Origin of the sequence: Actinorhabdospora filicis, assembly GCF_030269765.1 — a bacterium.
Taxonomy (GTDB): Bacteria; Actinomycetota; Actinomycetes; order Mycobacteriales; family Micromonosporaceae; genus Actinorhabdospora; species Actinorhabdospora filicis.
Genome location: NZ_BSTX01000002.1, coordinates 1,156,397 through 1,181,112 on the forward strand (window position 1 = coordinate 1,156,397; position 24,716 = coordinate 1,181,112).

Sequence of the window (24,716 nt, forward strand, 5' to 3'; positions counted from 1 at the left end):
GTCTGTCGCGTCCTTAGCAATCTCTCGGCGGTATCTACCGCCCGGAACCGGGCTTGCTGGTCGTCTGCGGGGCGGGGATGTGCGTGGTGCACACTCCGTCGCCGTTGGCGATGGTGGCCAGCCGCTGCACGTGTGTGCCGACGAGCCGACCGATGACCTCGGTCTCGGCCTCGCACAGCTGCGGGAACTCCGCGGCGACGTGCGCGACCGGGCAGTGGTGCTGGCAGAGCTGGCCACCGGAGGCGATGGCCGAGGCGGTGGCGGCGTAGCCTTCGGCCGAGAGCGCCCCCGCGAGGGCGGCGGCGCGGGCCAGGGGTTCCTCACCGGCGCCGTCCATGGCGGTCCGGCAGTGGTCCTCCAGCCTCGCCACCTGCTCGGCGGCGAAGGCGCCGACCGCGCCGGGCCCGCCGTGGCGGGAGATCCAGCGCAGCGCGTCGCCGGCGAGGTTGTCGTAGGTGTGCGGGAACGTGTCGCGGGCGGCCTCGGTGAGGCGGTAGGCCTTCGCCGGGCGTCCCCGGCCGCGACCGCCGGTGGCGGTGGGCTCGCGGGTCTCGACCAGGCCCTCACCGGCCAGGGCGTCCAGGTGCTTGCGGACGCCGTGGGCGGACAGCCCCAGGGTCGCGGCGAGCTCGGCGGCGGTGGCGTGGCCCCGTTCCAGCAGCAGCTGGGCGACGCGCTGGCGCGTGCGGCCGTCGGGAGTCGCGCATGCGCCCCCGGTCCGCTCGATCAGCACGTCGAATTCCACAACCCCAGTGTTACCTATTTCGCAGCGGGGGGCCATTCCGGGGGCCGGTGAAGGTGATCACGCAGGGTACCCTTACCGGCTTCGTGGCGGCCGTCACCGGCCCCAGCAGGAACTTCGATGCCCTGTAGAACTTGGCCCGCACCCGGCCACGACGCCCTCCGGTGGTCCCCGTAGCCTGTGAAACCGTGTCACCTGCATGGGTCCGGCGCATCGCGCTGATCAACATCATCGCCAACGTCGTCGTCGTGGTCACCGGCGGGGCCGTCCGATTGACCGGTTCGGGCCTGGGCTGCCCGTCCTGGCCCAACTGCTCCCCGGAGTCGTTCCACGCGACCACCGAGATGGGGATCCACGGCGCCATCGAGTGGGGCAACCGCCTCTTCGGCGTGGTCGTCGGCCTCATCGCGCTGCTGGGCCTGATCGCTGCGTGGAAGCGCAAGCCGCGCCGGACGTCGCTGGTGAAGGTCTCGGCGCTGCTGCTGGCGGGCATCCCCGCGCAGGCGGTCATCGGCGGGATCACGGTCATGACGGGCCTGAACCCGTACACGGTGGCCGGGCACTTCCTGGCCAGCATCGGGGTGATGGTGGCGGCGGTGGCGTTCTGGGTGCGCTCGGGCGAGCCGGACGGCCCGCCGCGCGCGGTCGTCCCGCGGCCCCTGCGCGTGCTCGCCTGGTCGATCACCGGGACGGCCCTGGCGGCGATCGTGATCGGCACGCTGGTGACCGGCTCGGGCCCGCACGGCGGCGACCCGGCCACGCCCCGCCTGAACATCGACGGGCACCTGATCACCCAGCTGCACGCCGACGCGGTCTTCCTCCTGATCGGCCTGACGGTGGCGATGGTGCTGGCGCTGCGGGCCGTCAAGGCCCCGCGCGCGGCACTGGTGGCCGCCTACTGGCTGCTCGGGGTGGAGCTGGGCCAGGGCGTCATCGGGTACGTGCAGTACTTCACCAACGTCCCGGCGCTGCTGGTGGGCGCGCACATGCTCGGCGCGTCGGTGCTGTGGATCGCGGCCCTGCTGCTGCCGTTCCGGACCCGGGTGCGCGACGTGGCCGACCTGCCGGTGCCCGGCCCGCGCCAGGTTCCCGCCGAGGCCGCGAGCTGATTTCGCGTTCTCCCGGCGACCGTCCATCTTGACCGATAACGTCATGGTTTGTGGACGGTGGGATGCTGGGGGCCTCACCGGTGACCGCTTCCGGCACCGGTTCCCCCGCCTCGCCGACGGGACTGGCTCATCTTCTCGTGCCCGATTCCGGGTCGTACCAGGCGGTTCTCGGCGCCCTCGACGGTGACCGCGAACTGCGCCTGACCGCGACGGAGGTGGCCTCGGCCACCGGCGGAGACCCGGACGGCGCACGGGCGAGGCTGGAGCGGCTCGTCGCGTGGGGCAACGTGACAAGGACGGACGAGGCCGACAGTCTGGTGGCCTACCGCGCGGGAACCGTGCGGTACGGGCTCACCGATCTCGGGCGGCGGATCCTGCGGGCGGTGTCGGCGACCTCGGTGGAGGTCGCCGCGGCCACCGCGCCCGATCCGCCCTCTCGGTGGCTGGCGGAGCTGGCCGGGCGGGTCGACGCCGCCGGTGACGAGGAGGCCGCGCGCCTCTACGCCGCCGCGATCGGCGTCCCCTCCCCCGAGCCGACCGCCGCCGAAGGGCCACCTCCGCCGGCGCTCGACCTGGCGGCGGCGCGCGAGGCGGTCCTGGAGCGCGACGGGCGGGCCGGACGCGAGCTCGCCCGCGCCTCCGGCGAGCTGCGCGAGGCGGCCGCCGACCTGGCCCGGCGCAGGCTCTCCCGCGGCGCGTTCCGGCTGCTCACCGATCTGCTCGGCCGCGCGCTGGCGCAGGCCGCGCCCGACGGGGACGCCTACGTCGCCGACGCCCCCACGGGCCTGGAGCTCCAGCTGCTGCGCGCGCCGGGCGTCCGCACACCGCTGTACGGCGAGGACGGCGTGATCACCCTCGACGGGTTCAAGGTGCGCGTCGCGCCGCTCGACGGGAGGTCGTGATGGACCCCATGGCGACACTCCTCTCACGGCCGGTACTGCCCGCGGCCGACGCGGGCCTGCCCGCCGTCCGCCGCCGCGAGACCGAGCTGGCGGCGCGGCTGGGCGACGAGTACGGGCGCGGCCTGCTGGTGGACGCCGCCGGTGCGCGCGTCATCGACCCGCGCGCCTCGCTGCTTCGCGCCGACGGCTCGCCGTTCACCCCGCGCATGTACGCCTGTTTGCTGCTGGCGGTGGCGGTCCTGCCGAGCGTGGGCGCGCGCGTGACCGCCGCCGAGCTGGACGCGCGCGTCACGGCCCTGGCCGGTGAGGCCGGCATCGACCCCGGCGCCGAGGGCCCCCTGGCCTGGCGCCGCGCGGTCGCCGAGGCGCTGCTGACCCTGCGCGCCTGGGGCGTGGTGGGCGAGATCGACGGCGGCCTTTCCGGGTACGCCGAGGACGGCGAGGACGCGCTGCTGGCGGTGGACGCCGCCCTCGCGCGGCTGCTGCCGCTTGAAGGGGGAGCGTCATGAGCGTCGGGGAACTGGCCAGGCCCGGGGTCCGCGCGGCGCGCCCCGTCACGAGATGGCGGCTGTCGCGTGCGGGGGTGCACGGTGTCGGCGGCCTCGACGAGGTCTTCGCCTGCGAGAGCGGGCGGCTCATCCTGCGCTCGGCCGACCCGACGCTCCCGGCGCGGGTGCTGCGGCTGATCTGCCTGCCGCTGGACGCCGACGTCCGCGCCGCCGGGCGGCACGCCGCCGCGACCGTGGAGGGCACCGGCCTGGTGTGGCTGGAGTTCGCCCGCGACGGCGAGACGCGCGTGATCGGCGCGGCCCTGTCGGCGCTGCCCGACGGCCGCCTGGGCGCGCGGTTCTTCAGCACGCCCGTCCCCGTCGGCGCCTCGCTGCCGCTGGACGACCCGGCGCGGCGGCCCGGCCTGCGCGACCTGCCGGGCCTGGTGGGCGCGGGCGCGGTCCACGCCGACCCGGCCGCCTACCGCTCGCGCGTCGCCGAGCTCTTCGGCTTCGACCCGTCCAGGCCCGCCGACGTCGCCCACGCGCTGCGCGCCGCGCGCCTGTCCGGCCCGGTGCTGCCCGGTGTGCTGCCCGCGCCCGACCCGGCGCTGCTGGCCGAGGCCACCACCGAGTTCGCCGACCTGGCCGCCGCCCACCGGGCCCTCGCCGAGCTGGAGCGGCGGCGGGAGTCGGCGCTGGAGCTGCGCCGGGCGCACGCCGCCTACCTGGGCGCCGTCGCCGCGTCCCGCGAGGCGCGGCTGCGCGAGGCGCGCGCGGCCGTCCAGGACGCCACCCGCGCCCGCGACGCCGCCCGCGCCGAGGCCGCCCGCGCCGCCGCCACCGCGCGCGAGGCCGACGCCCGGCTGCGCGCCGCGCCGATCGGCGACGGCGACCTGCGGGCCCGCTGGCGCGACCTGGGGCACCTGCACGACCTCGAACACCGGCTGGCCGGCTGGGACCGCGCCGCGGCCTCCCTCGCCCTGGGCGAGCTGGCGGGGCTGCGCGACGAGTGGTCGCGCACCGTCCGGCTCGCCGGGGCCTCGGCCGTCCCCTTGCCGGGGTCTCCCCCGCAACCGACCGGACGCGACGTGTCGGGCCTGGGGGCCGCGCTGGCGTCCTGGCGCGGCGAGCTGCGCGACGCCCGGGCCTCGCTGGACACCCGCGTCGCCCGCGCCCGCGCCACCGCCGACGCGCACGCCGCCTGGTCGGCCGCGCGCCGCGAGGCCCACGAGGCCGGGCGCCGCGCCGACGCCGCCGAGACGCGCCTGGCCGCCGCGCGGCACCGCGCCGAGCGGCAGACCGTCCGCCGCGCCGAGGCCGAGCGCGCCCACGAGGCCGACCTGACCGCCTGGCACGACGAGGCCGTCGCCGCCGGGCTGCCCGGCATCGCCGGGGCGCGACCGGAGTCCGTGCGCGACCTGGCCGCGCCGATGGTCGCCCACGCCGCCGTCGAACGCGACGCCACCCGTTCGCGCGTGGACGCCCTGACCGCCGCGCTGGCCGAGGCCACCGCCGAGCGGGCCGCGCTGGGCGGCGAGCGCCGCGACGGCGGCTGGTGGACGCGCGTGGAGTTCGCCTCCGGCGTCAGCGCCGCCGGGCAGGCCGGGCTGGAGGCGGCGCTGGAGGGCTCGGGGCTGCTCGCCGCGCGCCTGGGCGGGCACGCGTCCGGTCCTTATGAGAAGGGCGTGACGGTGCGCGTCACCGGACCCGTGGTGGGGGCTTCGCTGGCCGACGTGCTGATCTCGGCCGATCCGGAGGTCGCCGCGACGCTGCGCGGCATCGGGCTGGGCGAGTCGGCCTCGGCGCACTGGCTCGGTCTCGACGGCCGCTGGCGCCTGGGGCCGGTGCGCGGCGCACACGCCAAGCCCCGCGCCGAGCTGATCGGGGCGGCCAACCGGGCCGCCGCGCGCGAACGCGACCTGAACCGCGCCGACCGCCGCATCGCCGCCCTCGCCATCGATCTGGCCGCCGCCACCGCCGACTGCGACGCGGCCACGGGGCGGTGCGCGGCCCTGGACGGGCTGCTGGCGCGCATGCCCTCACCGGCCGCGCTGCGCGACGCCGGGGCCGCGCAGGCGCAGGCCGAACTGACCGTGGGCGTCGTGGCCGCCGAGCTGGACTCGCTGCGCGCGGCGGCGGCCGCCGCGCGCGAACACGCCGCCGCGCTGCGTCCCGCCGAACGCGGCGACGCTCCGGAGGCCCTGGCGCGCCTGGCCGACCGGGTGGCCGCGGCCGCCGAGTACGCCGGGCGCCTCATCGACCGCCTCGACGTGCAGGCCCGCCTCTCGGCGGCCTGGGAGGGGATGCGCGAGCAGTACGCGGCCGCCTCGGCGCGCTACGCCACCGGCCGCAACCGCACCGGCGCCGCACCCGGAGTGCCGTCTCCCGGCGCGCTGCTGGACGCCGCGTCCGCCCGCCGCGAGGCCCTGGCCCGCGCCCGGGGACGCCTCGACTGGGCCGAGACCGCGCTGATGGACCGCGAACGCGAGGCCGCCGAGGCCGAGCGGGCCTTCGCCGGGGTGCCCGCCGCGCCCCGCGACGGCGACCCGGGTGAGCTGGAGAGCGCGCTGCGGGAACTCGCCGCGCGCCACGGTGGCCGGCTGGGCCGCGAGAACGGCCTGGTCACCCTCGACGCCGACGACCTCTCGGCGCGGGTGGAGCGCGAACGCGCGCACCTGGCCGAGCGCACACGCGCCGCGTCGGGCTGGTGGGGCGTCCTGGCGGCGGAGCTGAGCGACCGCGTCCAGGCCGCCGACGCGATCCTCGACCGCTTCTCGCGCCTGGCCGACCGCCACGGCGTCCCGGCGGTGACGTGGATGGTGCCCGACGCGCGAGAGCGGACCGTCCTGTCGCTGCTGCGCGCCCGGCGCGGACCGGCGCAGGAGGAGCAGCTGTGCGGGCTGCTGGCGGCGATGGCCGCCGACGGCGTCCTCGCCCGCAGGCTCGACCCCCGTACCTGGGGTGAGTGGGACGCGCCGAGCGGCCCGGCGGCGGCGCTGCTGGCGCTCGCCGCGCTCTACCCGGAGGGGACCGCGCGTCCGGCCGTCCTCGACGGCGCCTTCGACGGTCTCGGCGAGGACGCCGCCGCCGAACTCGTCGCGCTGGCCACCGCGCTCGACCTGGACCTGATCGCCACCTCGTCGGGCCACTGGGGACACCACGGCCTGGTCCGCGAGCTGGACGCCTACGAGCTCCTGGGCGACCCGTCCGGCCCGGCCGTGGCGGCGGTACGCGTGCACTGGAACGGCACGCGCACCGCCACCCCGTCCTGACGAACTAGTCGAAGATCGGACCCTGGGTGCGGGTGCGCTTGATCTCGTAGAAGCCCGGCGTGCCCGCCACCAGGAGCGTGCCGTCCCACAGGTTCAGGGCGGCCTCGCCCTTGGGCGAGGGCGTCACGACCGGCCCGAAGAACGCCACGCGCTCCCCGTCGGCGCCCTTGACGGCGATGACGGGCGTGCCGACGTCCTGGCCCACCAGGCCGATGCCCTCGGCGTGGCTGGCGCGCAGCTCGGTGTCGTGCTCATCGGTCTCGGCGGCCGCCGCCAGCTCCGTCGGCAGCCCGACCTCGGCGAGCGCCTCTTCGAGCAGCGCCCGGTCGACGGTGCCGCGTCCCTGGAGGTGGATGCGGTTGCCCAGCGCGGTGTACAGGTCGCCGAGGACCTTGTCCCCGTGCGCCTTGGCGGCGGCGATGAGGACCCGCACGGCGTACCAGCCGCGCACCACGACGGCCTCGTGGTACTCCGGCGGCAGCTCACGGCCCTCGTTCAGCACGGCCAGGCTCATGACGTGCCAGTTGACGGTGACGTTGGGACGCTGGCGCTGCACCTCGTGAACCCAGCGGGAGGTCATCCACGCCCAGGGGCAGATGGGGTCGAACCAGAAGTCGACGGTCTGAGATTCATGTACGGTCATGGACCGAAGCCTACGGCAGCGGTGTTACCGGATCCGTGCCCACTGTTACGAACGGCACCGGTCAGGTGATCCAGCGGGCGGCCGCGTCGTAGATGTCGCGCGGTGTGCGGTTGAAGGCGATGGCCGCGTCCGGCGCGAACCGGCGCACGAGGTTGACCACCTGCTCCAGGAGCTCGGTCTCGTCACCGGAGTGTCGCAGGCCGCCGCCGATGACCACGCACTCCCAGCGGCGGGATCGCAGCGCGGTCCGGACGGTGGCCGCCACGTCGTCGGTGCCGTCGAGGCCGATCAGGCAGGTCTCGGCGCCCACGCCGTGTTCGGTGAAGGCGGCCAGTCCGGCCGCGATCGCCTCGGCGACCGGCGCGGGGTCCCAGGGCCCGGGCACGCGGTACGGGTCGAGTCCGATGATGAGGACGCGGGGTGGGGCCGTGGACTCCATGCCCGAACGATACGGGCCGGAGAGGTGTGGCGCCGCCCTGTCACCGGCGGGGTACTCGCCGGGCGGCGGTCCGCTCCGCCGAGCACTGGCACCGGTTGGTCTTCACCGCCGGGACCGATGTCGTACCCGTGAGGCACACTCACCTCATGGGTGATCGACCTGAGGTTCCCGAGGAGCTGGTGGACCGGCTGCGCGAGATCTTCGACGCGCTGCCCGAGTGCGAGGAGGAACGCGCCTGGGTGGGGACGCGCTGGCGGGTCCGCAACGCCACCGTCGCGCACGTCTTCGGCGGTGAGGACGGGCTGTTCCGGATCACCTTCCGCGCCGAGCCCGCCGAGGTCCTGGCCTTCGAGAACCTGGGCGAGCCCTACTTCCGCGGGAGCTGGGGCGAGGACGTGGTCGGCATGCTCCTCGACGACGGCACCGACTGGGACGAGCTGCGCGAGCTCCTGCCCGACTCCTACCGCATTCAGGCCCCGGCGAAGCTGGCCGCCGACGCGACGGGCTGAGCCTTCGAGGGGTGGCGATCATGTCGCGCTTCGTGATTGGCTGCCACATGACCACTCTCGACTCCACCGGGACGCGGCTGCACGCCCTCAACTCCGAGCTGCGCGAACACGACGCCGTGCGCGTCGCGATGCGCGACGGCGTGTCCGCGTGGGCCGTCACCGACGGCGCCTTAGTCAAACGGCTCCTCACCGACCCCCGGGTGTCGCGCGACGCGCGGCGGCACTGGAAGGGCTTCGCCGACGTGTCCGCGCTCGGCTGGCTCGTGCCGTGGACCTCGCCGAGCCTGTTCAACGCCTACGGCCCCGACCACACCCGCCTGCGCCGCATGGTCGCGCGCGCCTTCACCGTCCGCCGCATCGAGGCCATGCGCCCGGCCATCGAGGCCGTCGTCGCCTCCGCCCTGGACGCCCTCGCCGCCGCTCCCCCGCCCGCCGACCTGCGGCGGTCGTTCTCCTACCGCATCCCCAGCACCGTCATCTTCGACCTGTTCGGCGTGCCCGAGGGCCTGCGCGCCACCCTCTCCCACGTCGTCGACGCCTCCAACATCACCTCCTCGTCGACCGAGGACGCCGACGCCAACGGCGCCGCCCTCATCGCCGAGATGGGCGCCCTCATCGAGCACAAGCGCGCCGACCCCGGCGAGGACCTCACCGCGCAGCTCCTCTTCGTCCACGACGAGGACGGCGGCACCCTCACCCCCGAGGAGCTCATCGCCACGATGATCCTGTTCATCGGCGCCGGTTCCGAGACCGCCGTCGCCCTCATCGACCACGCCGTGGTCAACCTGCTCACCCACCCCGGCGCGCTCGCCGGCGTCCGCCGCGACCCGGCCCGCTGGGACGACGTTCTCGACGAGACCCTGCGCCTGGAGTCGCCCGTCGGGTTCCTGCCGCTGCGCTACGCCGTGGAGGACATCGAGCTGCCGAGCGGCACCCTCATCCCCGCCGGTGACCCGATCATCATCGGCTTCGCCGCCCACGGCCGCGACCCGCGCGTCCACACCCTCCCCGACGACTGGAACCTCGACCGGGCCGACAAGGACCACCTCGCCTTCGGCCACGGCGTCCACTTCTGCATCGGCGCGCCCCTGGCCCGCCTGGAGGCGACCCTGGCGCTCACCGCGCTGTTCGAGCGGTTCCCCGGCCTGCGCCTGGCGGTGGACCCGGGTGAGCTGCGCAGGCTGCCGTCGTTCACCAGCAACGACTACACGGAGGTGCCGGTGCTGCTGTCGTGAGGACGAACCCCTAGCGCGCCCGCCGGTGGTAGCTCACCGGCTTGCCGAGGTCGCGCCGGTAGATCCCGTGCCGCAGTTCGGCCTCGTAGCCCGCGTACTGCGGCACGCCCATCTCGCGCGCCACCGCCAGTTCGGCCTCCACGTCGTAGGGGACGCGCACGAACTGGATCCCGAAGGGCGCCTCATCCTCGCCGTCCATGACGCCTTCGAGGATCACGTAGACGGGGGTCGGGTCGTCCATGCTGTTGCCGACGCTGCCGGTGTTGAACAGGGTCCGGCGCCCGCGGTCGACCTCGTAGTAGGCGTCGTGGGTGTCGCCGTAGCCGACGACGGTGGGGACGGGGCCCTCACCGGTGGCGGGGGTGTTGGCGAACATCTCCAGGAACTCCGCCTCGTCGTGGTCGAAGCGGACGCGGCGGTGGACGTCGGTGGAGGAGGCGTGGAAGAGGCGGACGTTGCGGCCGCTCATCCGGAAGTCGTGGCTGAAGGGCAGCCCGCGCAGCCACTCGCCCTGCCCGGGGGCGAGCTGGCCGCGCCACCAGTCGAGGTCGGGGTTGGACTCCACGTCGGTGCGGGGCAGGAAGTCGTCCCAGTTGCCCAGGATGTTGACCTCGCAGCGCGCGCGGCACACGTCGACCGATTCGCGGCCGCGCGGTCCCTTGCCGACGTAGTCACCGAGGTTGAAGACGCGGTCGATGCCGCGGGCGTCGATGTCGGCGAGCACCGCTTCGAGGGCGGTGAGGTTGCCGTGGACGTCGGAGATGAGCGCGATGCGGTCGAGGGGCATCGGGCCATTGTCATGATCGTGAATGTGCGCGGACACGGCGGCCCCGGCGTGACCGGGGCCGCCGGGTGGTCAGTGGGCGGTGTTGGTGGCCCAGACGGCCGTCCCGTACCGGTTGTAGATCACGAGGTTGCCGTCGTCCTGGTAGACCAGGCGGCCGCCGGGGGCGCGTGTGTTGCTGGCCCACAGGGGTGAGCCGGTGGCGCTGTAGACGACGAGGTTGCCGTCGGTCTGGAAGGCGGCGTAGGCGTAGTCGTGGCCCGCGGTGTTGGAGGCCCACAGGGGGTACCCGTACTCGTGGTAGATGACGAGGTTGCCGTCGAGCTGCATCCAGAGGGTGCCCTTGCAGCCGGTGAAGTGGTCGTCGGGGTCGAAGTAGGTCGTGGCGTACCAGGTGTAGCCGCAGGCGGTGGACGCCTGGGCGGGGGCGGGGACGGTCAGCACGAAGAGGGCGGCGATCAGGGCGAGGACGGCGGTGACGCTCCGTTTCACGGGCTTCTCCCGGTCGTGAGTTGGGACCGGCCCCCATCACATCGGCTACCGAACGGTAGAAGCCAGTGGCGGACAGTCACCTATCCGGGCGCGATATGCGCCGTCGGCCGCCGCAGTGCCACCGGCGGCAAGGTACGGGCGGCTTCGCCGTGCCGCTTGTAGCGTCGTGGGCGACGAGAGGAGCGCCGATGTCCGAGGTGCGGATCAGCCCGGTGGAATGGGTCGCGAAGCAGGCGCGCGAGTACGAGGAGTCCGGGGGCGTCAAGGGCACCACCGTGATGGGCGTGCCCTGCCTGCTGCTGGACTACGTCGGCCGCCGCAGCGGCGACTGGCACCGCACGGTGCTGATGTACGGCCGTGACGGCGCCGACCACGTGATCGTGGCGTCCAACGGCGGCAAGGACGCCGACCCGCTCTGGTACCGCAGCATCGCGGAGAACCCGCGGGTGCGGCTGCGCGTGGGCCCCGAGCGTTTCGAGGCCGACGCGTCCACGGTGAGCGCCGGGGAGAAGGCGAAGCTGTGGCCGTACCTGTCCTCGGTGTTCCAGGGCTGGGCGGACTACCAGGTGAAGACCGAGCGGGACATCCCGGTCGTGAGGCTGCGCCGGGTCTAGGCCGGCGCGGCCGTACAGGCCCGTCCCCCGCACACGTCGACGACCAGGCCGTACTTGAGGAACACCGCTTTTTGCAGTCGCGCGGCCGGGTCGGCCCTGGGGTCCTCGTGGGAGTCCGGCCCGGTCACCGGCGGCGTGTTGGTCACCGGCGGCGGCGCGGCCCCGCTGTCCCACAGCACCACCGCCGAGCCGGGGTAGGGCCACCACGGCAGGGCCCGCAGCCCCCAGAAGGGCCGGACGTCGGGGCTGCGGCCGGGCGCGACGACGGGCGTGTGGGCCCGCGCGCCGATCGTGCGGGCCTCCACCTCGGCGGCGACGGTGGCGACCTGCTGGTCGCCGAAGGCCACGTGCATCAGGACGTCGTGGCGCGGCGTGCCGGGCAGCGGATCGCCGGTCATGTGCGCGGCGTACCCGTCGGCCTCGCCGCGGTCCCACAGCATCTGCAGCATCGCCAGGATCAGCTGCTGGTCGAGCTTGTCGGGGTAGGCGCGGTCGAGGACCGCCTGGAAGGGCGCGAAGTCGCGGGACCGGTTCAGCAGGGTCGAGTAGTTCATGCCGGGGACGCCCAGGACGCCGCGCCGCACGTCGGTGGCCACGGCCATCAGCGCTCCCCCGGCGATGCCGCCCTGGCTGTTGCCGTCGAAGACCACGCCCTGCCGCCGGTCGTAGACCGGCCGCCCGGAGGGCGCGCGGAAGGCCGGGTCGGCCGAGAGCCCGCCGGGGTGGGCGAGCGCGCGGGCCAGGTACAGGAACGCGATCATGCCCTGCTGGAGGCGGTCGGGGACGGCGGGGAAGCGGGAGAGGTCGGCGAAGACCCCGGCGACGTAGGGGATGTCCTCGTCGGCCATGCCGCTCCAGCGGGTCGCGCAGAACACGAAGCCGTGCTCGCCCGCCATGGCGCGCACGTTGCGGGCGCGGACCTCGTTGGGGCTGCCCAGGAGCCCGTGGCCGTACAGGGAGGCGCGCGCGGGGTGGTCCATGGCCGAGCGGGGTACGACGCACACGAAGGCGGCGCGGACTTCGCCGGAGGCCGTGGGCAGGCCGTCGGCGCCCAGCCGCAGGGTCGAGCCGGGCGGCCCGCCGGGCGCGGTGAGGTAGTTGGGCACGCGCAGCTCGCCGGTGATCTCGCGGGCGATCTGGGGGTCCTCGGTGGGCGTGCGGTCGACGACGGAGGTCACGGTGAACGACGGGGAGCCGCCGCCGAGGGTGGCGAGGGCGTCGTCGCGCATGTGGGTCAGGCGCCCGGTGGTGGAGGCGGTGCTGGCGACGGTGAAGTCCCAGGCGAGGTAGAGGCCGCTGGCGGCGACGCCGTGGTGGCGCAGGTCGCGCAGGACGGGCCGCAGCGAGCGCTGCCGCGCGGCGAGGGGGTCGTCCTCGGGCAGGGTGCCGCCCAGGACGCGGGTGAAGGCCTCGCCGGGCGCGATCGGGGCGCCCGCGGCGTCGCGGAGGTCGCGCAGGGCGACGGCGTGGTGGTGCCCGTCGCGCAGGTTCCGCGCCGGGCGCACGATCAGCGCCCGGCGCGCTTCGGGCGCGTTGGCGTCGAGTTCGGCCCAGTAGGGCACGCGTTCGCCGGTGTCGAGGTCGAGCAGGACGATCGGCGCGTCGCGGTCGAGGGAGCGGCCGATGTCGGTGACGGGCGCGGCCCCGGTGGCGGCGAGGTCGAGTCCGGGGACGCGGGCCAGCAGCATCGAGCCGGGCGAGAAGCCGTCGGCGGCGTTCCAGGCGGCGGGGTCGATGTTCTTCCCGGCGAGGTTGCGCGGGGTCGCCGTGGGGTCGAGGTTCACGCGGCGTCCGGTGGGGGTGGTCGCGGGGACGGTGAACCAGTCGTTGGGGAAGGGCAGGAGGCAGGCGGCCGGGTCGATCGGGTCGCAGCCGGGGGACGCGGTGGCGGCCCGTGCCGGGACGGCGGTCAGCGGCGCGGCGAGGGAGGCGAGCGCGGTCAGCGCGGCGAGGAGGCGGGTGCGCATACCGCCGGTGTAGCGGAGTCGCGGGCGGGCGTCAACGAACGGATTTGCAGGTGAGCGATCTTCACTGCACAATCCCCGGGTGACCCACCCCTCTCCCTCCACCGAGGTGGCCGAGCCGGCCGCGCCCGACGAGCGCCGGGCGTCCACCCTCGAACTGTTCTTCGACCTGGTCTTCGTCTTCGCGTTCACCCAGGTCACCGGTCTCCTGGCCGCCAACCCGACGCCGCACGGCCTGCTGAGCGCGGTCCTGCTGCTGATGGTGTTGTGGTGGTCGTGGGGGGCGTACGCGTGGCTGACCAACGCGGTCAACACCGACTTCCTGCTGCCGCGGCTGGTGCTGCTGGGCTGCATGGGCGCCCTGGCGGTGGTCTCGCTGACCGCGCCGGAGGCCTTCGGCGACGCGGCGGTGCCCTTCGCGGTGGGCAACCTGCTGGTGATGGTGCTGCACACGCTGCTGTTCGCCACCGCCGGCGGGAAGCTGAACCGGGCGGCGATCCGGTGGCTGTCGCCGACCAACATGATCGGCTCGCTGCTGATCCTGGCGGCGGCGTTCCTGCCGGACGCCTGGCGCGGCTGGATCTGGCTGGCGGCGGTGGCCGTGCTGTACGCCGGTCCGTTCATCACCGGTGTGGACCGGTTCTCGGTGCACCCCGGGCACTTCTCCGAGCGGCACCAGCTGATCGTGATCATCGCCTTCGGCGAGTCGATCGTGGCCGTCGGCGTGGGCGCCACCGCCGAGGGCGGGGTCAGCGGCCTGGAGCTGGCCACCGGCCTGGTCGCCATCGCGCTGGTGAGCGCGATGTGGTGGCGGTACTTCGACTCCGAGGCCAAGGACGGCGAGCACGCCCTCGTGCACGCCCAGGGTGTGGCGCGGCCGCGGCTGGCGCGCGACACCTACAGCTACATGCACCTGCCGCTGGTCGCCTCGATCGTGCTGATGGCGGTGGGCGTGAAGAAGACCGTCGGGCACGCCGAGTCGCACCTGAAGCCGCTGCCGGCGTTGCTGCTGTGCGGTGGGGCGGCGCTGTTCCTGCTCATGCTGGCCGCGATCAAGCTGCGCCGCCGCGAGCGGGTGCCGGTCTCGACGTGGGCGGGAGTGACCGCGTGTCTGGCGGTCACCCCCGTGGCGCTGTACGGTCCGGCGATCGTCGCGCTGGGCGCGCTGGCGCTGATCTACGTGACGATCGTGATCGTGGACATGCGCTCGAAGTACCGCACGCTCTAGAGCCGCGCGGTCACGGCCGCGGCGAAGCGCGCGGCGGCGCCTTCGCCGTGGCCGAGGAACAGGGAGGGCTCGGTGAGCTCCAGCTCCAGCAGCGTGGGCTCGCCGTCCTCGCCGGGGATCAGGTCCACCCGGGCGTAGAGCAGGTCGCCGGGGGCGGCGGCCAGGACCTTGGCCGCGGTGGCCAGTTCGGCCGCGGTGGGCTCGCGCGGGGTGATCTCCTCGGTGATGAAGAGTCCCGTCTCGTCGGTCACGCGCCCGCTGAGCATCGGGCCCTTGCAGACGGCGTGACTGTAGACACCGTTGAAGTAGAGGAGAGCGGTCTCACCGTAGGTGTCGACCGCCGAGAGGTAGGGCTGCGCCATCGCGGTCCTGCCCGCGCCGTGCAGGCGTGCGACGTGCGCTCCGGCCAGCGCGCGCTTCTGCGGCCAGGTCAGGTCGTACTTCTCGGTGTCGGCGCTGCCGGCGCTCACGGTGGGCTTGATCACCCAGGTGCCGGTGTCGCCCAGGCGCGGCGGCTCACCGGGGGCGTAGAAGTCGGTGCGGATGACCGGGACGCCGGCGGCGGCCAGCTCGGCGAGGTAGCGCTTGTCGGTGTTCCACTCCAGCACCGCCGCGCCGTTGACCAGGCGCGGGACGCGGTGCGCCCAGGCCACGAACTCCTCGCGGCGCAGCGTGTAGTCCCACGGGTTGCGCACGACCACCAGGTCGAAGGCGTCCCAGTCGGCCGCCGGGTCGTCCCACACCACGGGGACGGCCTCCACGCCCAGCGCGGCGAGCGCGGGCGCGACGAGGCGGTCGTCTTCGTCGAGTTCGGGCAGCTTCGCGCAGGTCACCAGCGCGACACGGGGCTGTGAGCGAGAGGGATTCGGCACGCCCGAAAGGCTAGCCGAGGGATCTTCGCTCAGATCAGGAAGCTGTCGACGGCCAGCGCGACGAACAGCAGGGTCAGGTAGGTCGTGGACCAGTGGAACAGCCGCATGGGCTTGAGGTCCTCGTCGCGGCGGGCGCGGCCGTACATGCGGTGCGCCTCCAGGCAGAACAGGCCACCGGTGACCAGGGCGACGACGCCGTAGATCGGGGTGGTCGCCATCGGCCACAGCACCAGCGAGGACGCCAGGGTCAGCCACGCGTAGATCACCGACTCCAGGCCGACCCGGCGCATCGAGGCCACCACCGGCAGCATCGGGATGCCCACGGCGGCGTAGTCGTCGCGGTACTTCACGGCCAGAGCCCAGAAGTGCGGGGGCTGCCAGAAGAAGACCACCGCGAACAGGACCCAGGCCTCCCAGGAGAGGTTCCCGGTGACCGCGGCCCAGCCGATGAGGACCGGCGCGGCGCCGCAGACCCCGCCCCACACGGTGTTGGCGGCGGTCCGGCGCTTCAGCCAAAGGGTGTAGACGATGTCGTAATAAGCGATCGCCCCGAGCGTCAGCAGGGCCGCGAGGGCGTTCGAGGTCAGCCAGATCAGCGCCACCGACACCACGCCCAGCACGAGCCCGAAGACCAGCGCGTTGCGGGGAGAGACGGTGTGCGAGGGCAGCGGGCGGCGCGAGGTGCGCCGCATGAGCTGGTCGATGTCGCGGTCGATGTAGCAGTTGAGCGCGTTGGCCGCGCCGGCCGCCATCGCGCCGCCGATGACCACGGCCAGCACCAGCCACAGCGACGGCAGGCCGTCGTGGGCGAGCCGCGCGGCCAGCATCATCGCCGGGACGGTCGTGATGAGCAGCAGCTCCACGATGCGCGGCTTGGTCAGCGACACGTAGGCGCCGAGGATCTGCCGGATCGTGGGAGCCGGGCGCGCCTGGGCGTCCGAGGGTGCCCCGGCGGACCCGGCCGATTCGGCGCGGGCGGCGGGCTTGTCCGAGAGGACGCTCATCGGGACGCTCCCAGGGTCGGCCGTGACATGTCTACGCATCGTAGAGGAGCGTAAGCCGCCCCCTCGGCGGGCGGGCGGACGGGGCCGGTCTTATGTCGCGCGCCCCATCCGCCACGTGGCCCGAAACACGCAACCGACCGGCCGGTCCGGGATAGGTTCACGGCGGGCGGTGGTTCTATGAAAACGTCGGCGGTGATAATTGTCGCCGTCACCGGGGGTCGTCAGAGTTGCCCGCCGCCCGTCGCGAACTCAGCACAAAGGAGATATGACGTGTCCGAGACCCGCCTGGACTGGTCCGAACTCGACTCACGCGCGGTGAAGACCGCGAAGGTGCTCGCCGTTGACGCGGTGGAGAAGGCGGGCAACGGCCACCCCGGGACGGCCATGAGCCTGGCTCCGGCGGCCTACCTGCTCTTCCAGCGCGTCATGCGCCACGACCCCTCCGACACCCTGTGGGCCGGGCGCGACCGCTTCGTCCTCTCCTGCGGCCACTCCAGCCTCACCCTGTACGTGCAGCTCTACCTCGGCGGTTTCGGCCTGGAGCTGGGCGACCTGGAGGCGCTGCGCCAGTGGAACTCCCTGACCCCGGGTCACCCCGAGCACGGTCACACCAAGGGCGTGGAGACCACCACCGGTCCCCTCGGCCAGGGCCTGGCCACCGCGGTCGGCATGGCCATGGCCGCCCGCCGCGAGCGCGGTCTCTTCGACCCCGAGACCGCCCCGGGTGAGTCGCCCTTCGACCACCACATCTACGTCCTGTGCTCCGACGGCGACGTGCAGGAAGGCGTCACCCACGAGGCCTCCGCCATCGCCGGGCACCAGCAGCTGGGCAACCTCGTCGTCATCTACGACGACAACGAGATCTCCATCGAGGACGACACCAACGTCGCCTTCTCCGAGGACGTCGCGGCCCGCTACGACGCCTACGGCTGGCACACCCAGACGGTCAACTGGCGCGGCGCCGACGGCTACCACGAGGACCTCGACGCGCTCTACGCCGCGATCGAGGCCGCCAAGGCCGTCACCGACAAGCCGTCGTTCATCCGCCTGAAGACCATCATCGGCTTCCCGGCGCCCACCAAGCAGAACACCGGCGGCATCCACGGTTCGGCGCTCGGCGCGGCCGAGGCCGCCGCCACCAAGGAGATCCTGGGCTTCGACCCGGAGAAGTCCTTCGACGTCGCCGCCGAGGTCATCGGCCACGCGCGCGGTCTCGTCGAGCGCGGCAAGGCCGCCCACGCCGAGTGGAACACCGCCTTCGACGCGTGGGCCGCGGCCAACCCCGAGCGCAAGGCCGAGTTCGACCGCATCTCCACCCACACCCTCCCGGAGAACTGGACCGACGCCCTGCCGGTGTTCGAGGCCAGCGACAAGGGCGTGGCGACCCGCGTGGCCTCCGGCAACGTCCTCACCGCCCTCGCCCCGGTCCTCCCCGAGCTGTGGGGCGGCTCGGCCGACCTGGCCGGCAGCAACAACACCACGATGGACGGCGAGCCGTCCTTCCTGCCCAGCGAGCACGCCACCAAGAAGTTCCCGGGCCACCCCTACGGGCGCACCCTGCACTTCGGCATCCGCGAGTTCGGCATGGGCGCGATCCTCAACGGCATCGCCCTGCACGGCGGGACCCGTCCCTACGGCGGCACCTTCCTAGTGTTCTCCGACTACATGCGCCCGGCGGTGCGCCTGGCGGCGCTGATGAAGCAGCCGGTCGTCTACGTGTGGACGCACGACTCCATCGGCCTCGGCGAGGACGGCCCGACCCACCAGCCGGTCGAGCACCTCTCGGCGCTGCGCGCCATCCCGGGCCTGGACGTGGTCCGTCCCGCCGACGCCAACGAGACGGTGTGGGCGTGGCGCAAGGCCATCGAGCACACCGACCGGCCCACAGCGCTGGCGCTGACCCGCCAGAACGTCCCCACCTGGGACCGCGAGAAGTTCGCCGGCGCGGAGAACACCGCCAAGGGCGCCTACGTCCTGGCCGAGGCCGAGGGCGGCGCGCCCCAGGTCGTGATCATGGCCACCGGTTCCGAGGTGAGCCTGGCCGTCGGCGCCCGCGAGGCCCTGCAGGCCGAGGGCATCGCCACCCGCGTGGTGTCGGTCCCCTGCCGCGAGTGGTTCGACGAGCAGGACGCCGCCTACCGCGCCGAGGTGCTGCCCGCCTCGGTGAAGGCCCGCGTCAGCGTCGAGGCCGGGATCGCCATGTCCTGGCGCGACCTGCTCGGCGACGCCGGTGAGGCCGTGAGCCTGGAACACTACGGCGCCTCGGCCCCGTTCGAGCGCCTTTACGAGGAATTCGGCTTCACCGTCGACAATGTGGTCGCGGCCGCCAAGCGCAGCCTGGCCAAGGCCAACGGCTAGCCCCGAGAAGACGAGAGAAGACCCGAGATGACTGAGAACAACACCGACCGGCTCGCCGCCCTTTCGGCCGCCGGGGTGGCCGTGTGGCTCGACGACCTGTCCCGCGACCGCATCACCTCCGGGAACCTGGAGAAGATGCGCGACGAGCAGCACGTCGTAGGCGTCACGACGAACCCGTCGATCTTCGCCAACGCCCTCGCCAAGGGCACCACCTACGGCCCGCAGCTGGCCGACCTGGCCCGCCGCAAGCTGTCGGTGGAGGAGTCCTCCCGCGTGCTGACCACGTGGGACGTGCGCGCCGCCGCCGACATCCTGCGCCCGGTCTTCGACGCCTCCAACGGCACCGACGGCCGCGTGTCCATCGAGGTCGACCCGCGCCTGGCGCACGACACCGAGACCACCGTCGCCGAGGCGAAGTACCTGTGGTGGGCGGTGGACCGCCCCAACGTGCTCATCAAGATCCCCGCGACCCTGGAGGGCCTGCCCGCCATCACCGCGGTGCTGGCCGAGGGCATCAGCGTCAACGTGACCCTCATCTTCGGCCTGGAGCGCTACAAGGCCGTCATGGACGCCTTCTTCACCGGCCTGGAGCAGGCGAAGGCGAACGGGCACGACCTGTCCACCATCGAGTCGGTGGCGTCGTTCTTCGTGTCGCGCGTGGACACCGAGATCGACAAGCGCCTGGAGAAGCTCGGCTCGCCCGAGGCCCTCGCGCTGCGCGGCAAGGCGGGCGTGGCCAACGCGCGCCTGGCCTACCAGGCCTACGAGGAGGCCTTCTCCAGCGACCGCTGGAAGGCCCTCGCCGCGGCCGGCGCGCGTCCCCAGCGTCCCCTGTGGGCGTCGACGGGCGTGAAGAACCCCGACTACTCCGACGTCCTCTACGTCGAGGGCCTCATCGCCCCCGGTGTGGTCAACACCATGCCCGAGGCGACCCTGCGGGCGTTCGAGGACCACGGCGACACCCCCGGCGACACCGTGACCGGCACCTACGCCGAGTCCCGCGAGGTCCTAGACGCCCTGGCCGGGCTGGGCGTGGAATACGACGACGTCATCGACGTTCTGGAACGCGAAGGTGTGGAGAAGTTCGAGGTCTCGTGGAACGAGCTCCTCGCGACCATCTCCGCCGAGCTCGACAAGGCCTGACAGACGTAAACAACAAAAAAAGAGGTGAACGCGGTGATACGCATGGAGGCTGCCGGGGGGCTGGCGGTTACCACCACAGTGGACACGTCAGCCAGTCGGGCTCAGCTGATCGCCGATGACACCCCCGCCCGCCTCGCCGCCAAGGACTCCACCCTGTGGGGTCCGGCGGCCGAGGCCGAGGCGGCGGTTCGACTCGGTTGGGTTGACACCCACGAACGCAGCCGGGAACTTCTGCCCCGCCTGGCTGAACTGCGCACCAAGCTGCGCGCCAAGGGGCTCACCCGCGTGGTGCTGGCCGGCATGGGCGGATCCTCGCTCGCGCCGGAGGTCATCACCCGCACCCTGGACGTCCCCCTGACGGTCCTGGACACCACCGACCCCGGCCAGATCCGGGCGGCGCTGGCGCAGGACCTGGAGAACACCGTCGTGGTGGTCTCCTCCAAGTCCGGCGGCACCGTCGAGACCGACAGCCACCGCCGGGCCTTCTGGCAGGCCTTCGAGGACCACGGGCTGTCCGACATCGGCGGCCGCTTCGTCATCGTCACCGACCCCGGCTCCCCGCTGGAGACCATCGGCAACGAGATGGGCGCCGAGGTCATCCTGGCCGACTCCGACGTCGGCGGACGCTACTCGGCGCTCACCGCCTTCGGGCTGGTCCCGTCCTACCTGGCCGGTGTGGACGTCGAGGAACTCATCGACCAGGCCGCCGAGTTCGCCGCGTCCAGCCAGGACGAGAAGGAGAACCCGGCGCTGACCCTCGGCGCGGCCCTCGCGTCGCGCCCGACGGTCACCATCGCCCCCGACGGCTCCGGAATCGTGGGCCTGGGCGACTGGGCCGAGCAGCTCATCGCCGAGTCCACCGGCAAGGACGGCCTCGGGGTCCTCCCCGTGGTCGTGGACGCGCCCAGTGCCCCCGGCTTCACCGGCGAGGACGTCCTCGCGGTGACCGTCGGCGGTTCCGCGGTGGCGCACCTGCCCACCTCCGGGCACCTGGCCCTGCCGGACCTGGCGGTCAACGGCCCGCTCGGCGCGCAGTTCCTCGCCTGGGAACTGGCCACCGCCTACGCGGGCAAGCTGATCGGCATCGACCCGTTCAACCAGCCGAACGTGACCGAGAGCAAGAACAACACCAACGCCATCCTGGAGAAGGGCCTGCCCGACGAGGCGCCCCGCTTCACCGAAGGCGCGGTGGAGGTCTACGGCGGTGAGGGCGACACCCTCGCCTCGGCGCTGCGCGGCCTGCTCGCCTCCCTCGGCGAGGGCGGTTACGTGTCGGTCATGGCCTACCTGGACCGCGTCGCCGACGCCGGCGCCGGCGGGCTGCGCGACCTGCTCGCGCGGGCCACCACCGCCCCGGTGACCTTCGGGTGGGGACCGCGGTTCCTGCACTCCACGGGCCAGTTCCACAAGGGGGGCCGCCCCACCGGCGCGTTCCTCCAGATCACCGGCGCGGTCAGCGACGACCTCGACGTCCCCGGTAAGCCCTTCACCTTCGGACAGCTCCAGGCCGCCCAGGCCGCCGGTGACCGGCAGGCTCTCAGCAGCCGGTCCTACCCGCTGCTGCGGCTGCACCTGACCGACCGTGCACAGGGCATCGCCCAGATTCTCGCAGCGGTCAAGGAGCTGGCATGACCGTCCCCAATCCCCTTCGCGATCCCCAGGATCGGCGGCTGCCGAAGATCCCCGAGCCCTGCGCTCTGGTGATCTTCGGCGTCACCGGCGACCTGGCCCGCAAGAAGCTCATCCCGGCCGTCTACGACCTGGCCAACCGCGGGCTGCTGCCCGCCGCGTTCGTGATCCTCGGCTTCGCCCGCCGCGACTGGGGCCACGGCGAGTTCGAGGACCTGGCCCGGGACGCGGCCAAGAACCACGCCCGCACCCCGTGGCGGGAGGAGGTGTGGAACCGGCTGGCGGGCAACTTCAAGTTCGTGCCCGGTTCCTTCGACGACAACGCGTCGTTCGACACCCTCAGCGAGACCCTCGACGAGCTGCGCGCCACGCACGCCATCCAGGGCAACGCCGCGTTCTACTTCTCCATCCCGCCGGGCGCGTTCCCGCTGGTGCTGAAGCAGCTGGAGCGCACCGGCGCCGCCGACAACACCGCCTCGGGCGGCTGGCGTCGCGTGGTCGTGGAGAAGCCGTTCGGGCACGACCTGGAGTCGGCGCGCGAGCTCGACGACCTGGTGGACGACGTGTTCACCGGCGAGGACGTGTACCGCATCGACCACTATCTGGGCAAGGAGACGGTCCAGAACATCCTGGCCCTGCGGTTCGCCAACGCCCTGTTCGAGCCGGTGTGGAACTCCAACTACGTCGACTCCGTGCAGATCACCATGGCCGAGGACGTCGGCATCGGCTCCCGCGCCGGGTTCTACGACTCGGCCGGCGCCGCCCGCGACGTCCTGCAGAACCACCTGCTCCAGCTGCTGGCGCTCACCGCGATGGAGGAGCCGGTCGGCTACTCCCCCGACGAGATCCGCACCGAGAAGCTGAAGGTGCTGCGCGCGATCACGCTGCCGGAGGACCTGGAGACCTACGCCGTCCGCGGCCAGTACGCCGAGGGCTGGGTCGCCGGTGAGAAGGTCACCGGTTACCTGGGCGAGGACAACATCCCCGCCGGGTCGACCACCGAGACCTACACCGGCGTCAAGCTGAACATCCAGAACCGCCGCTGGGCCGGGGTCCCGTTCTACCTGCGGACCGGCAAGCGCCTGCCGCGCCGGGTCACCGAGATCGCGGTGCTGTTCAAGAAGGCCCCGCACCTGCCCTTCCACGAGTACGACACCGAGACCCTCGGCCACAACCAGCTGGTCATCCGGGTCCAGCCCGACGAGGGCGTGACGGTGAAGTTCGGTTCGAAGGTGCCGGGCACGGGCATGGAGCTGCGCGACATCTCCATGGACTTCCTCTACGGCGAGGCGTTCACCGAGTCCAGCCCCGAGGCCTACGAGCGGCTCATCCGCGACGTCCTCATCGGCGACAAGACCCTGTTCCCCGACGCCGCCGAGGTGGAGGCGAGCTGGGCGGTCATCGACCCGCTGGAGGCTTTCTGGGCCGGGCGCAAGCCCCACCCCTACGCCGCCGGGACCTGGGGTCCGGCCGCCGCCGACGAGATGCTCGCCCGCGACGGCCGCACCTGGCGCCGAGCCTGATGACGAACCGAGGAGTATCCAAGTGATCGCGTTGTGGGACACCACGGCCACCGAGGTCGTGAAGGCCCTCGCCGCCGAGCGGCACAGCTCCGGCGGCCTCACCAGCGGTCTGGCGCTGAACCTGGTCGTCATCGTCGACGAGAAGGGCGAGCGCGAGGCCGAGGCGGCGCTCACGCACGCCGCGCAGCAGCATCCGTGCCGTCTGCTGATCGTGGTCCGCCGCGATCACGAGCAGACCGCGCCGCGGCTGGACGCCGAGATCGTGGTCGGCGGGCGGCTGGGCCCGTGCGAGGCGGTCGTCATGCGCGTCTACGGTCCCCTGGTCGAGCACGCCGAGTCGGTGGTCATGCCGCTGCTGGCGCCCGACGTGCCGGTGGTGACCTGCTGGTTCGTGCCGCCGCCGGCGCACACCACGGAGGACCCGCTGGGGGCGTTCGCCGACCGGCGGATCACCTACAGCGCGCGTTCGGCCGATCCGGTGGCCTCGCTCCAGGGCCGGGCCCGGGACTACAGCCCCGGTGACACCGACATCTCCTGGACGCGCATCACCTACTGGCGTTCGCTGATCGCGTCGGCCTTCGACACCGCCACGGCCCCGGCCACGGCGGTGACGATCGCGGCGAAGGCCAGCGACCCCAGCGCGGTGCTGATGTCGGGCTGGCTGGGCGGGCGGCTGGGCGTGGTCCCGACGATCGTGGACACCGACGTCGTGCGCGACTCGGAGAACCTGCCGGCGATCAAGGGCGTCACGTTCACCCTGGCCGACGGGCACGAGATCGCCATCGACCGCGACGCGGAGGGCAACACGCTGCTGCGCCGCACCGGTTTCCCCGACCGGACGCAGACCATCAAGGGCCGGACCCTGGGTGAGCTGCTGGCCGAGGAGCTGCGGCACCTCGACCCCGATCAGCCCTACGAGCAGGCTCTGGGCAACGCCACCGGGCACCTGAAGCCGGCGGCGTCCTCGTGACCACGTCCAGCGTGGTCGTCCACCGCGACGCCGAACTGCTGGCGCAGGCGGTGGCGGCCCGGCTGATCGTGCGGCTGATCGACGCGCAGGCCAAGCGGGGTACCGCCGGTGTCGTGCTGACGGGCGGGCGCATCGCCGACCGCATCCACAAGGCGGTGCGGGACAGCCCGGCGCGGGACGCGGTGGACTGGTCCCTGGTGGACTTCTGGTGGGGCGACGAGCGTTTCCTGCCCTCCGGTGACGCCGAGCGCAACGAGACGCAGGTGCGGGAGTCGCTGCTGTCGGCGCTGCCGGTGGAGCCGAAGCGGGTGCACGCGATGCCCGCCTCGGACGGTCCCGACGGCGAGGACCCGGAGGCCGCGGCCGCGCGGTACGCCGCCGATCTGGCCGATGCCGCGCCGGGCGACCTGGATCTGCCGGTCTTCGACGTGGTGATGCTCGGGGTGGGCGAGGACGGTCACGTCGCGTCGCTGTTCCCGGGGCATCCGGCCGTCTACGACGAGCGGACGGCGGTGGCGGTGCGCGGCGCGCCCAAGCCCCCGCCGACGCGGGTCTCGCTGACCCACCGGGCCATCAACAGCGGCCGCGAGGTGTGGCTGCTGGGTTCGGGTTTCGGGAAGGCGACGGCGGTCGGCCGGGCCCTGTCCGGCGGCGGTCCGGTGCAGATCCCGGCGGCGGGCGCGCACGGTACGAAGGCCACCCGCTGGCTGCTGGACGCCGACGCGGCCATCGAGCTGCCGCCGAGGTTCCACTCGCTCAACAAGTGACCCGAAGAGAGGGGCCCGCGTGAAAA

The 24,716-nt window shown here is 73.4% G+C and carries 22 protein-coding genes; 14 read left to right on the forward strand and 8 right to left on the reverse strand.

Annotation, left to right across the window (positions count from 1 at the left end; all coding sequences use genetic code 11):
- Nucleotides 1-34 precede the first annotated feature (34 nt).
- A complete protein-coding gene (locus tag QSK10_RS18240) occupies nt 35-745 on the reverse strand; it encodes a helix-turn-helix transcriptional regulator (RefSeq protein ID WP_285664041.1) in 711 nt (236 codons plus the stop codon).
- A gap of 185 nt (nt 746-930) precedes the next feature.
- Between QSK10_RS18240 and QSK10_RS18245 the strand changes: the two genes are divergently transcribed.
- The 4 genes from QSK10_RS18245 (at nt 931) to QSK10_RS18260 (ending at nt 6,516) form a co-directional block, all read left to right on the forward strand.
- Nucleotides 931-1,851: a COX15/CtaA family protein gene (locus tag QSK10_RS18245; protein WP_285664042.1), complete on the forward strand. Its 921-nt coding sequence runs from the start codon at nt 931-933 to the stop codon at nt 1,849-1,851.
- A 137-nt stretch (nt 1,852-1,988) separates the two neighbouring features.
- Nucleotides 1,989-2,753 (forward strand): DUF2397 family protein, encoded by a 765-nt coding sequence (locus QSK10_RS18250; RefSeq protein WP_285664043.1) that lies wholly within the window; start codon nt 1,989-1,991, stop codon nt 2,751-2,753.
- An 8-nt stretch (nt 2,754-2,761) separates the two neighbouring features.
- Nucleotides 2,762-3,262, forward strand: a complete 501-nt coding sequence (locus tag QSK10_RS18255; protein WP_285664044.1) for a DUF2398 family protein — start codon at nt 2,762-2,764, stop codon at nt 3,260-3,262.
- The gene (locus tag QSK10_RS18260; RefSeq protein WP_285664045.1) at nt 3,259-6,516 is read left to right on the forward strand and encodes a hypothetical protein; all 3,258 of its coding nucleotides are present in this window, start codon (nt 3,259-3,261) and stop codon (nt 6,514-6,516) included. Before QSK10_RS18255 ends, QSK10_RS18260 begins: the two co-directional genes overlap by 4 nt.
- A gap of 4 nt (nt 6,517-6,520) precedes the next feature.
- Here QSK10_RS18260 and QSK10_RS18265 read toward each other — a convergent pair whose 3' ends face one another.
- Both QSK10_RS18265 and QSK10_RS18270 read right to left on the reverse strand, forming a co-directional pair.
- On the reverse strand, nt 6,521-7,159 hold the full coding sequence (locus tag QSK10_RS18265; RefSeq protein WP_285664046.1) for a mycothiol-dependent nitroreductase Rv2466c family protein: 639 nt from the start codon (nt 7,157-7,159) through the stop codon (nt 6,521-6,523).
- A gap of 61 nt (nt 7,160-7,220) precedes the next feature.
- On the reverse strand, nt 7,221-7,598 hold the full coding sequence (locus QSK10_RS18270; RefSeq protein WP_285664047.1) for a hypothetical protein: 378 nt from the start codon (nt 7,596-7,598) through the stop codon (nt 7,221-7,223).
- 146 nt (nt 7,599-7,744) lie between these two features.
- Here QSK10_RS18270 and QSK10_RS18275 point away from each other — a divergent pair, with 146 nt between their 5' ends.
- Both QSK10_RS18275 and QSK10_RS18280 read left to right on the forward strand, forming a co-directional pair.
- Nucleotides 7,745-8,107: an MmcQ/YjbR family DNA-binding protein gene (locus QSK10_RS18275; RefSeq protein WP_285664048.1), complete on the forward strand. Its 363-nt coding sequence runs from the start codon at nt 7,745-7,747 to the stop codon at nt 8,105-8,107.
- A 20-nt stretch (nt 8,108-8,127) separates the two neighbouring features.
- Nucleotides 8,128-9,342 carry a cytochrome P450 family protein gene (locus QSK10_RS18280; RefSeq protein WP_285664049.1) on the forward strand — a complete coding sequence of 405 codons (1,215 nt, stop codon included), beginning with the start codon at nt 8,128-8,130 and terminating at the stop codon, nt 9,340-9,342.
- Between the two features lie 10 nt (nt 9,343-9,352).
- Here the strand turns inward: QSK10_RS18280 and QSK10_RS18285 are convergent, their stop codons facing one another.
- Together QSK10_RS18285 and QSK10_RS18290 are read right to left on the reverse strand one after the other, a co-directional pair.
- Nucleotides 9,353-10,129, reverse strand: a complete 777-nt coding sequence (locus tag QSK10_RS18285) for a metallophosphoesterase family protein (protein WP_285664050.1) — start codon at nt 10,127-10,129, stop codon at nt 9,353-9,355.
- Nucleotides 10,130-10,198: 69 nt separating this feature from the next.
- A complete protein-coding gene (locus QSK10_RS18290) occupies nt 10,199-10,618 on the reverse strand; it encodes a hypothetical protein (protein ID WP_285664051.1) in 420 nt (139 codons plus the stop codon).
- 188 nt (nt 10,619-10,806) lie between these two features.
- On the opposite strand from QSK10_RS18290, the gene QSK10_RS18295 reads away from it, so the two are divergent.
- Complete coding sequence (locus QSK10_RS18295; protein WP_285664052.1) at nt 10,807-11,232, forward strand: nitroreductase family deazaflavin-dependent oxidoreductase; 426 nt, start codon at nt 10,807-10,809, stop codon at nt 11,230-11,232.
- Here the strand turns inward: QSK10_RS18295 and QSK10_RS18300 are convergent.
- Nucleotides 11,229-13,199, reverse strand: a complete 1,971-nt coding sequence (locus tag QSK10_RS18300) for a hypothetical protein (protein WP_285664053.1) — start codon at nt 13,197-13,199, stop codon at nt 11,229-11,231. The genes QSK10_RS18295 and QSK10_RS18300 overlap by 4 nt on opposite strands.
- Before the next feature lie 79 nt (nt 13,200-13,278).
- Here QSK10_RS18300 and QSK10_RS18305 point away from each other — a divergent pair, with 79 nt between their 5' ends.
- Nucleotides 13,279-14,424: a low temperature requirement protein A gene (locus tag QSK10_RS18305; protein ID WP_285664054.1), complete on the forward strand. Its 1,146-nt coding sequence runs from the start codon at nt 13,279-13,281 to the stop codon at nt 14,422-14,424.
- Here QSK10_RS18305 and QSK10_RS18310 read toward each other — a convergent pair.
- Together QSK10_RS18310 and QSK10_RS18315 are read right to left on the reverse strand one after the other, a co-directional pair.
- Nucleotides 14,421-15,296: an ATP-grasp domain-containing protein gene (locus QSK10_RS18310; protein WP_285664055.1), complete on the reverse strand. Its 876-nt coding sequence runs from the start codon at nt 15,294-15,296 to the stop codon at nt 14,421-14,423. The genes QSK10_RS18305 and QSK10_RS18310 overlap by 4 nt on opposite strands.
- A 29-nt stretch (nt 15,297-15,325) precedes the next feature.
- Complete coding sequence (locus QSK10_RS18315) at nt 15,326-16,300, reverse strand: heme o synthase (RefSeq protein WP_285664056.1); 975 nt, start codon at nt 16,298-16,300, stop codon at nt 15,326-15,328.
- A 270-nt stretch (nt 16,301-16,570) separates the two neighbouring features.
- Between QSK10_RS18315 and tkt the strand changes: the two genes are divergently transcribed.
- The 6 genes from tkt to pgl are packed head-to-tail and all read left to right on the forward strand — an operon-like array spanning nt 16,571 to nt 24,690.
- Complete coding sequence (gene tkt / locus QSK10_RS18320) at nt 16,571-18,658, forward strand: transketolase (RefSeq protein ID WP_285664057.1); 2,088 nt, start codon at nt 16,571-16,573, stop codon at nt 18,656-18,658.
- 27 nt (nt 18,659-18,685) lie between these two features.
- Entirely contained in the window at nt 18,686-19,801 is a 1,116-nt protein-coding gene (tal, locus tag QSK10_RS18325; protein WP_285664058.1) for a transaldolase, read from the forward strand.
- A 42-nt stretch (nt 19,802-19,843) separates the two neighbouring features.
- Nucleotides 19,844-21,433 (forward strand): glucose-6-phosphate isomerase, encoded by a 1,590-nt coding sequence (locus QSK10_RS18330; protein WP_432705339.1) that lies wholly within the window; start codon nt 19,844-19,846, stop codon nt 21,431-21,433.
- The gene (gene zwf / locus QSK10_RS18335) at nt 21,430-22,953 is read left to right on the forward strand and encodes a glucose-6-phosphate dehydrogenase (protein WP_285664060.1); all 1,524 of its coding nucleotides are present in this window, start codon (nt 21,430-21,432) and stop codon (nt 22,951-22,953) included. Before QSK10_RS18330 ends, zwf begins: the two co-directional genes overlap by 4 nt.
- A 22-nt stretch (nt 22,954-22,975) precedes the next feature.
- Nucleotides 22,976-23,923 carry a glucose-6-phosphate dehydrogenase assembly protein OpcA gene (locus tag QSK10_RS18340; protein ID WP_285664061.1) on the forward strand — a complete coding sequence of 316 codons (948 nt, stop codon included), beginning with the start codon at nt 22,976-22,978 and terminating at the stop codon, nt 23,921-23,923.
- Nucleotides 23,920-24,690 (forward strand): 6-phosphogluconolactonase, encoded by a 771-nt coding sequence (pgl, locus tag QSK10_RS18345; protein ID WP_285664062.1) that lies wholly within the window; start codon nt 23,920-23,922, stop codon nt 24,688-24,690. Before QSK10_RS18340 ends, pgl begins: the two co-directional genes overlap by 4 nt.
- The last annotated feature ends 26 nt before the right edge of the window (nt 24,691-24,716 follow it).

What these genes read in the sequence shown, in the direction of transcription:
- QSK10_RS18255 (WP_285664044.1), top strand. Translation starts at nt 2,762, where the DNA reads ATGGCGACACTCCTCTCACGGCCGGTACTGCCCGCGGCCGACGCGGGC.
- QSK10_RS18260 (WP_285664045.1), top strand. Translation starts at nt 3,259, where the DNA reads ATGAGCGTCGGGGAACTGGCCAGGCCCGGGGTCCGCGCGGCGCGCCCC.
- QSK10_RS18265 (WP_285664046.1), bottom strand. Translation starts at nt 7,159, where the DNA reads ATGACCGTACATGAATCTCAGACCGTCGACTTCTGGTTCGACCCCATC.
- QSK10_RS18270 (WP_285664047.1), bottom strand. Translation starts at nt 7,598, where the DNA reads ATGGAGTCCACGGCCCCACCCCGCGTCCTCATCATCGGACTCGACCCG.
- QSK10_RS18275 (WP_285664048.1), top strand. Translation starts at nt 7,745, where the DNA reads ATGGGTGATCGACCTGAGGTTCCCGAGGAGCTGGTGGACCGGCTGCGC.
- QSK10_RS18280 (WP_285664049.1), top strand. Translation starts at nt 8,128, where the DNA reads ATGTCGCGCTTCGTGATTGGCTGCCACATGACCACTCTCGACTCCACC.
- QSK10_RS18285 (WP_285664050.1), bottom strand. Translation starts at nt 10,129, where the DNA reads ATGCCCCTCGACCGCATCGCGCTCATCTCCGACGTCCACGGCAACCTC.
- QSK10_RS18295 (WP_285664052.1), top strand. Translation starts at nt 10,807, where the DNA reads ATGTCCGAGGTGCGGATCAGCCCGGTGGAATGGGTCGCGAAGCAGGCG.
- QSK10_RS18300 (WP_285664053.1), bottom strand. Translation starts at nt 13,199, where the DNA reads ATGCGCACCCGCCTCCTCGCCGCGCTGACCGCGCTCGCCTCCCTCGCC.
- QSK10_RS18315 (WP_285664056.1), bottom strand. Translation starts at nt 16,300, where the DNA reads ATGAGCGTCCTCTCGGACAAGCCCGCCGCCCGCGCCGAATCGGCCGGG.
- tal (WP_285664058.1), top strand. Translation starts at nt 18,686, where the DNA reads ATGACTGAGAACAACACCGACCGGCTCGCCGCCCTTTCGGCCGCCGGG.
- QSK10_RS18330 (WP_432705339.1), top strand. Translation starts at nt 19,844, where the DNA reads ATGGAGGCTGCCGGGGGGCTGGCGGTTACCACCACAGTGGACACGTCA.
- zwf (WP_285664060.1), top strand. Translation starts at nt 21,430, where the DNA reads ATGACCGTCCCCAATCCCCTTCGCGATCCCCAGGATCGGCGGCTGCCG.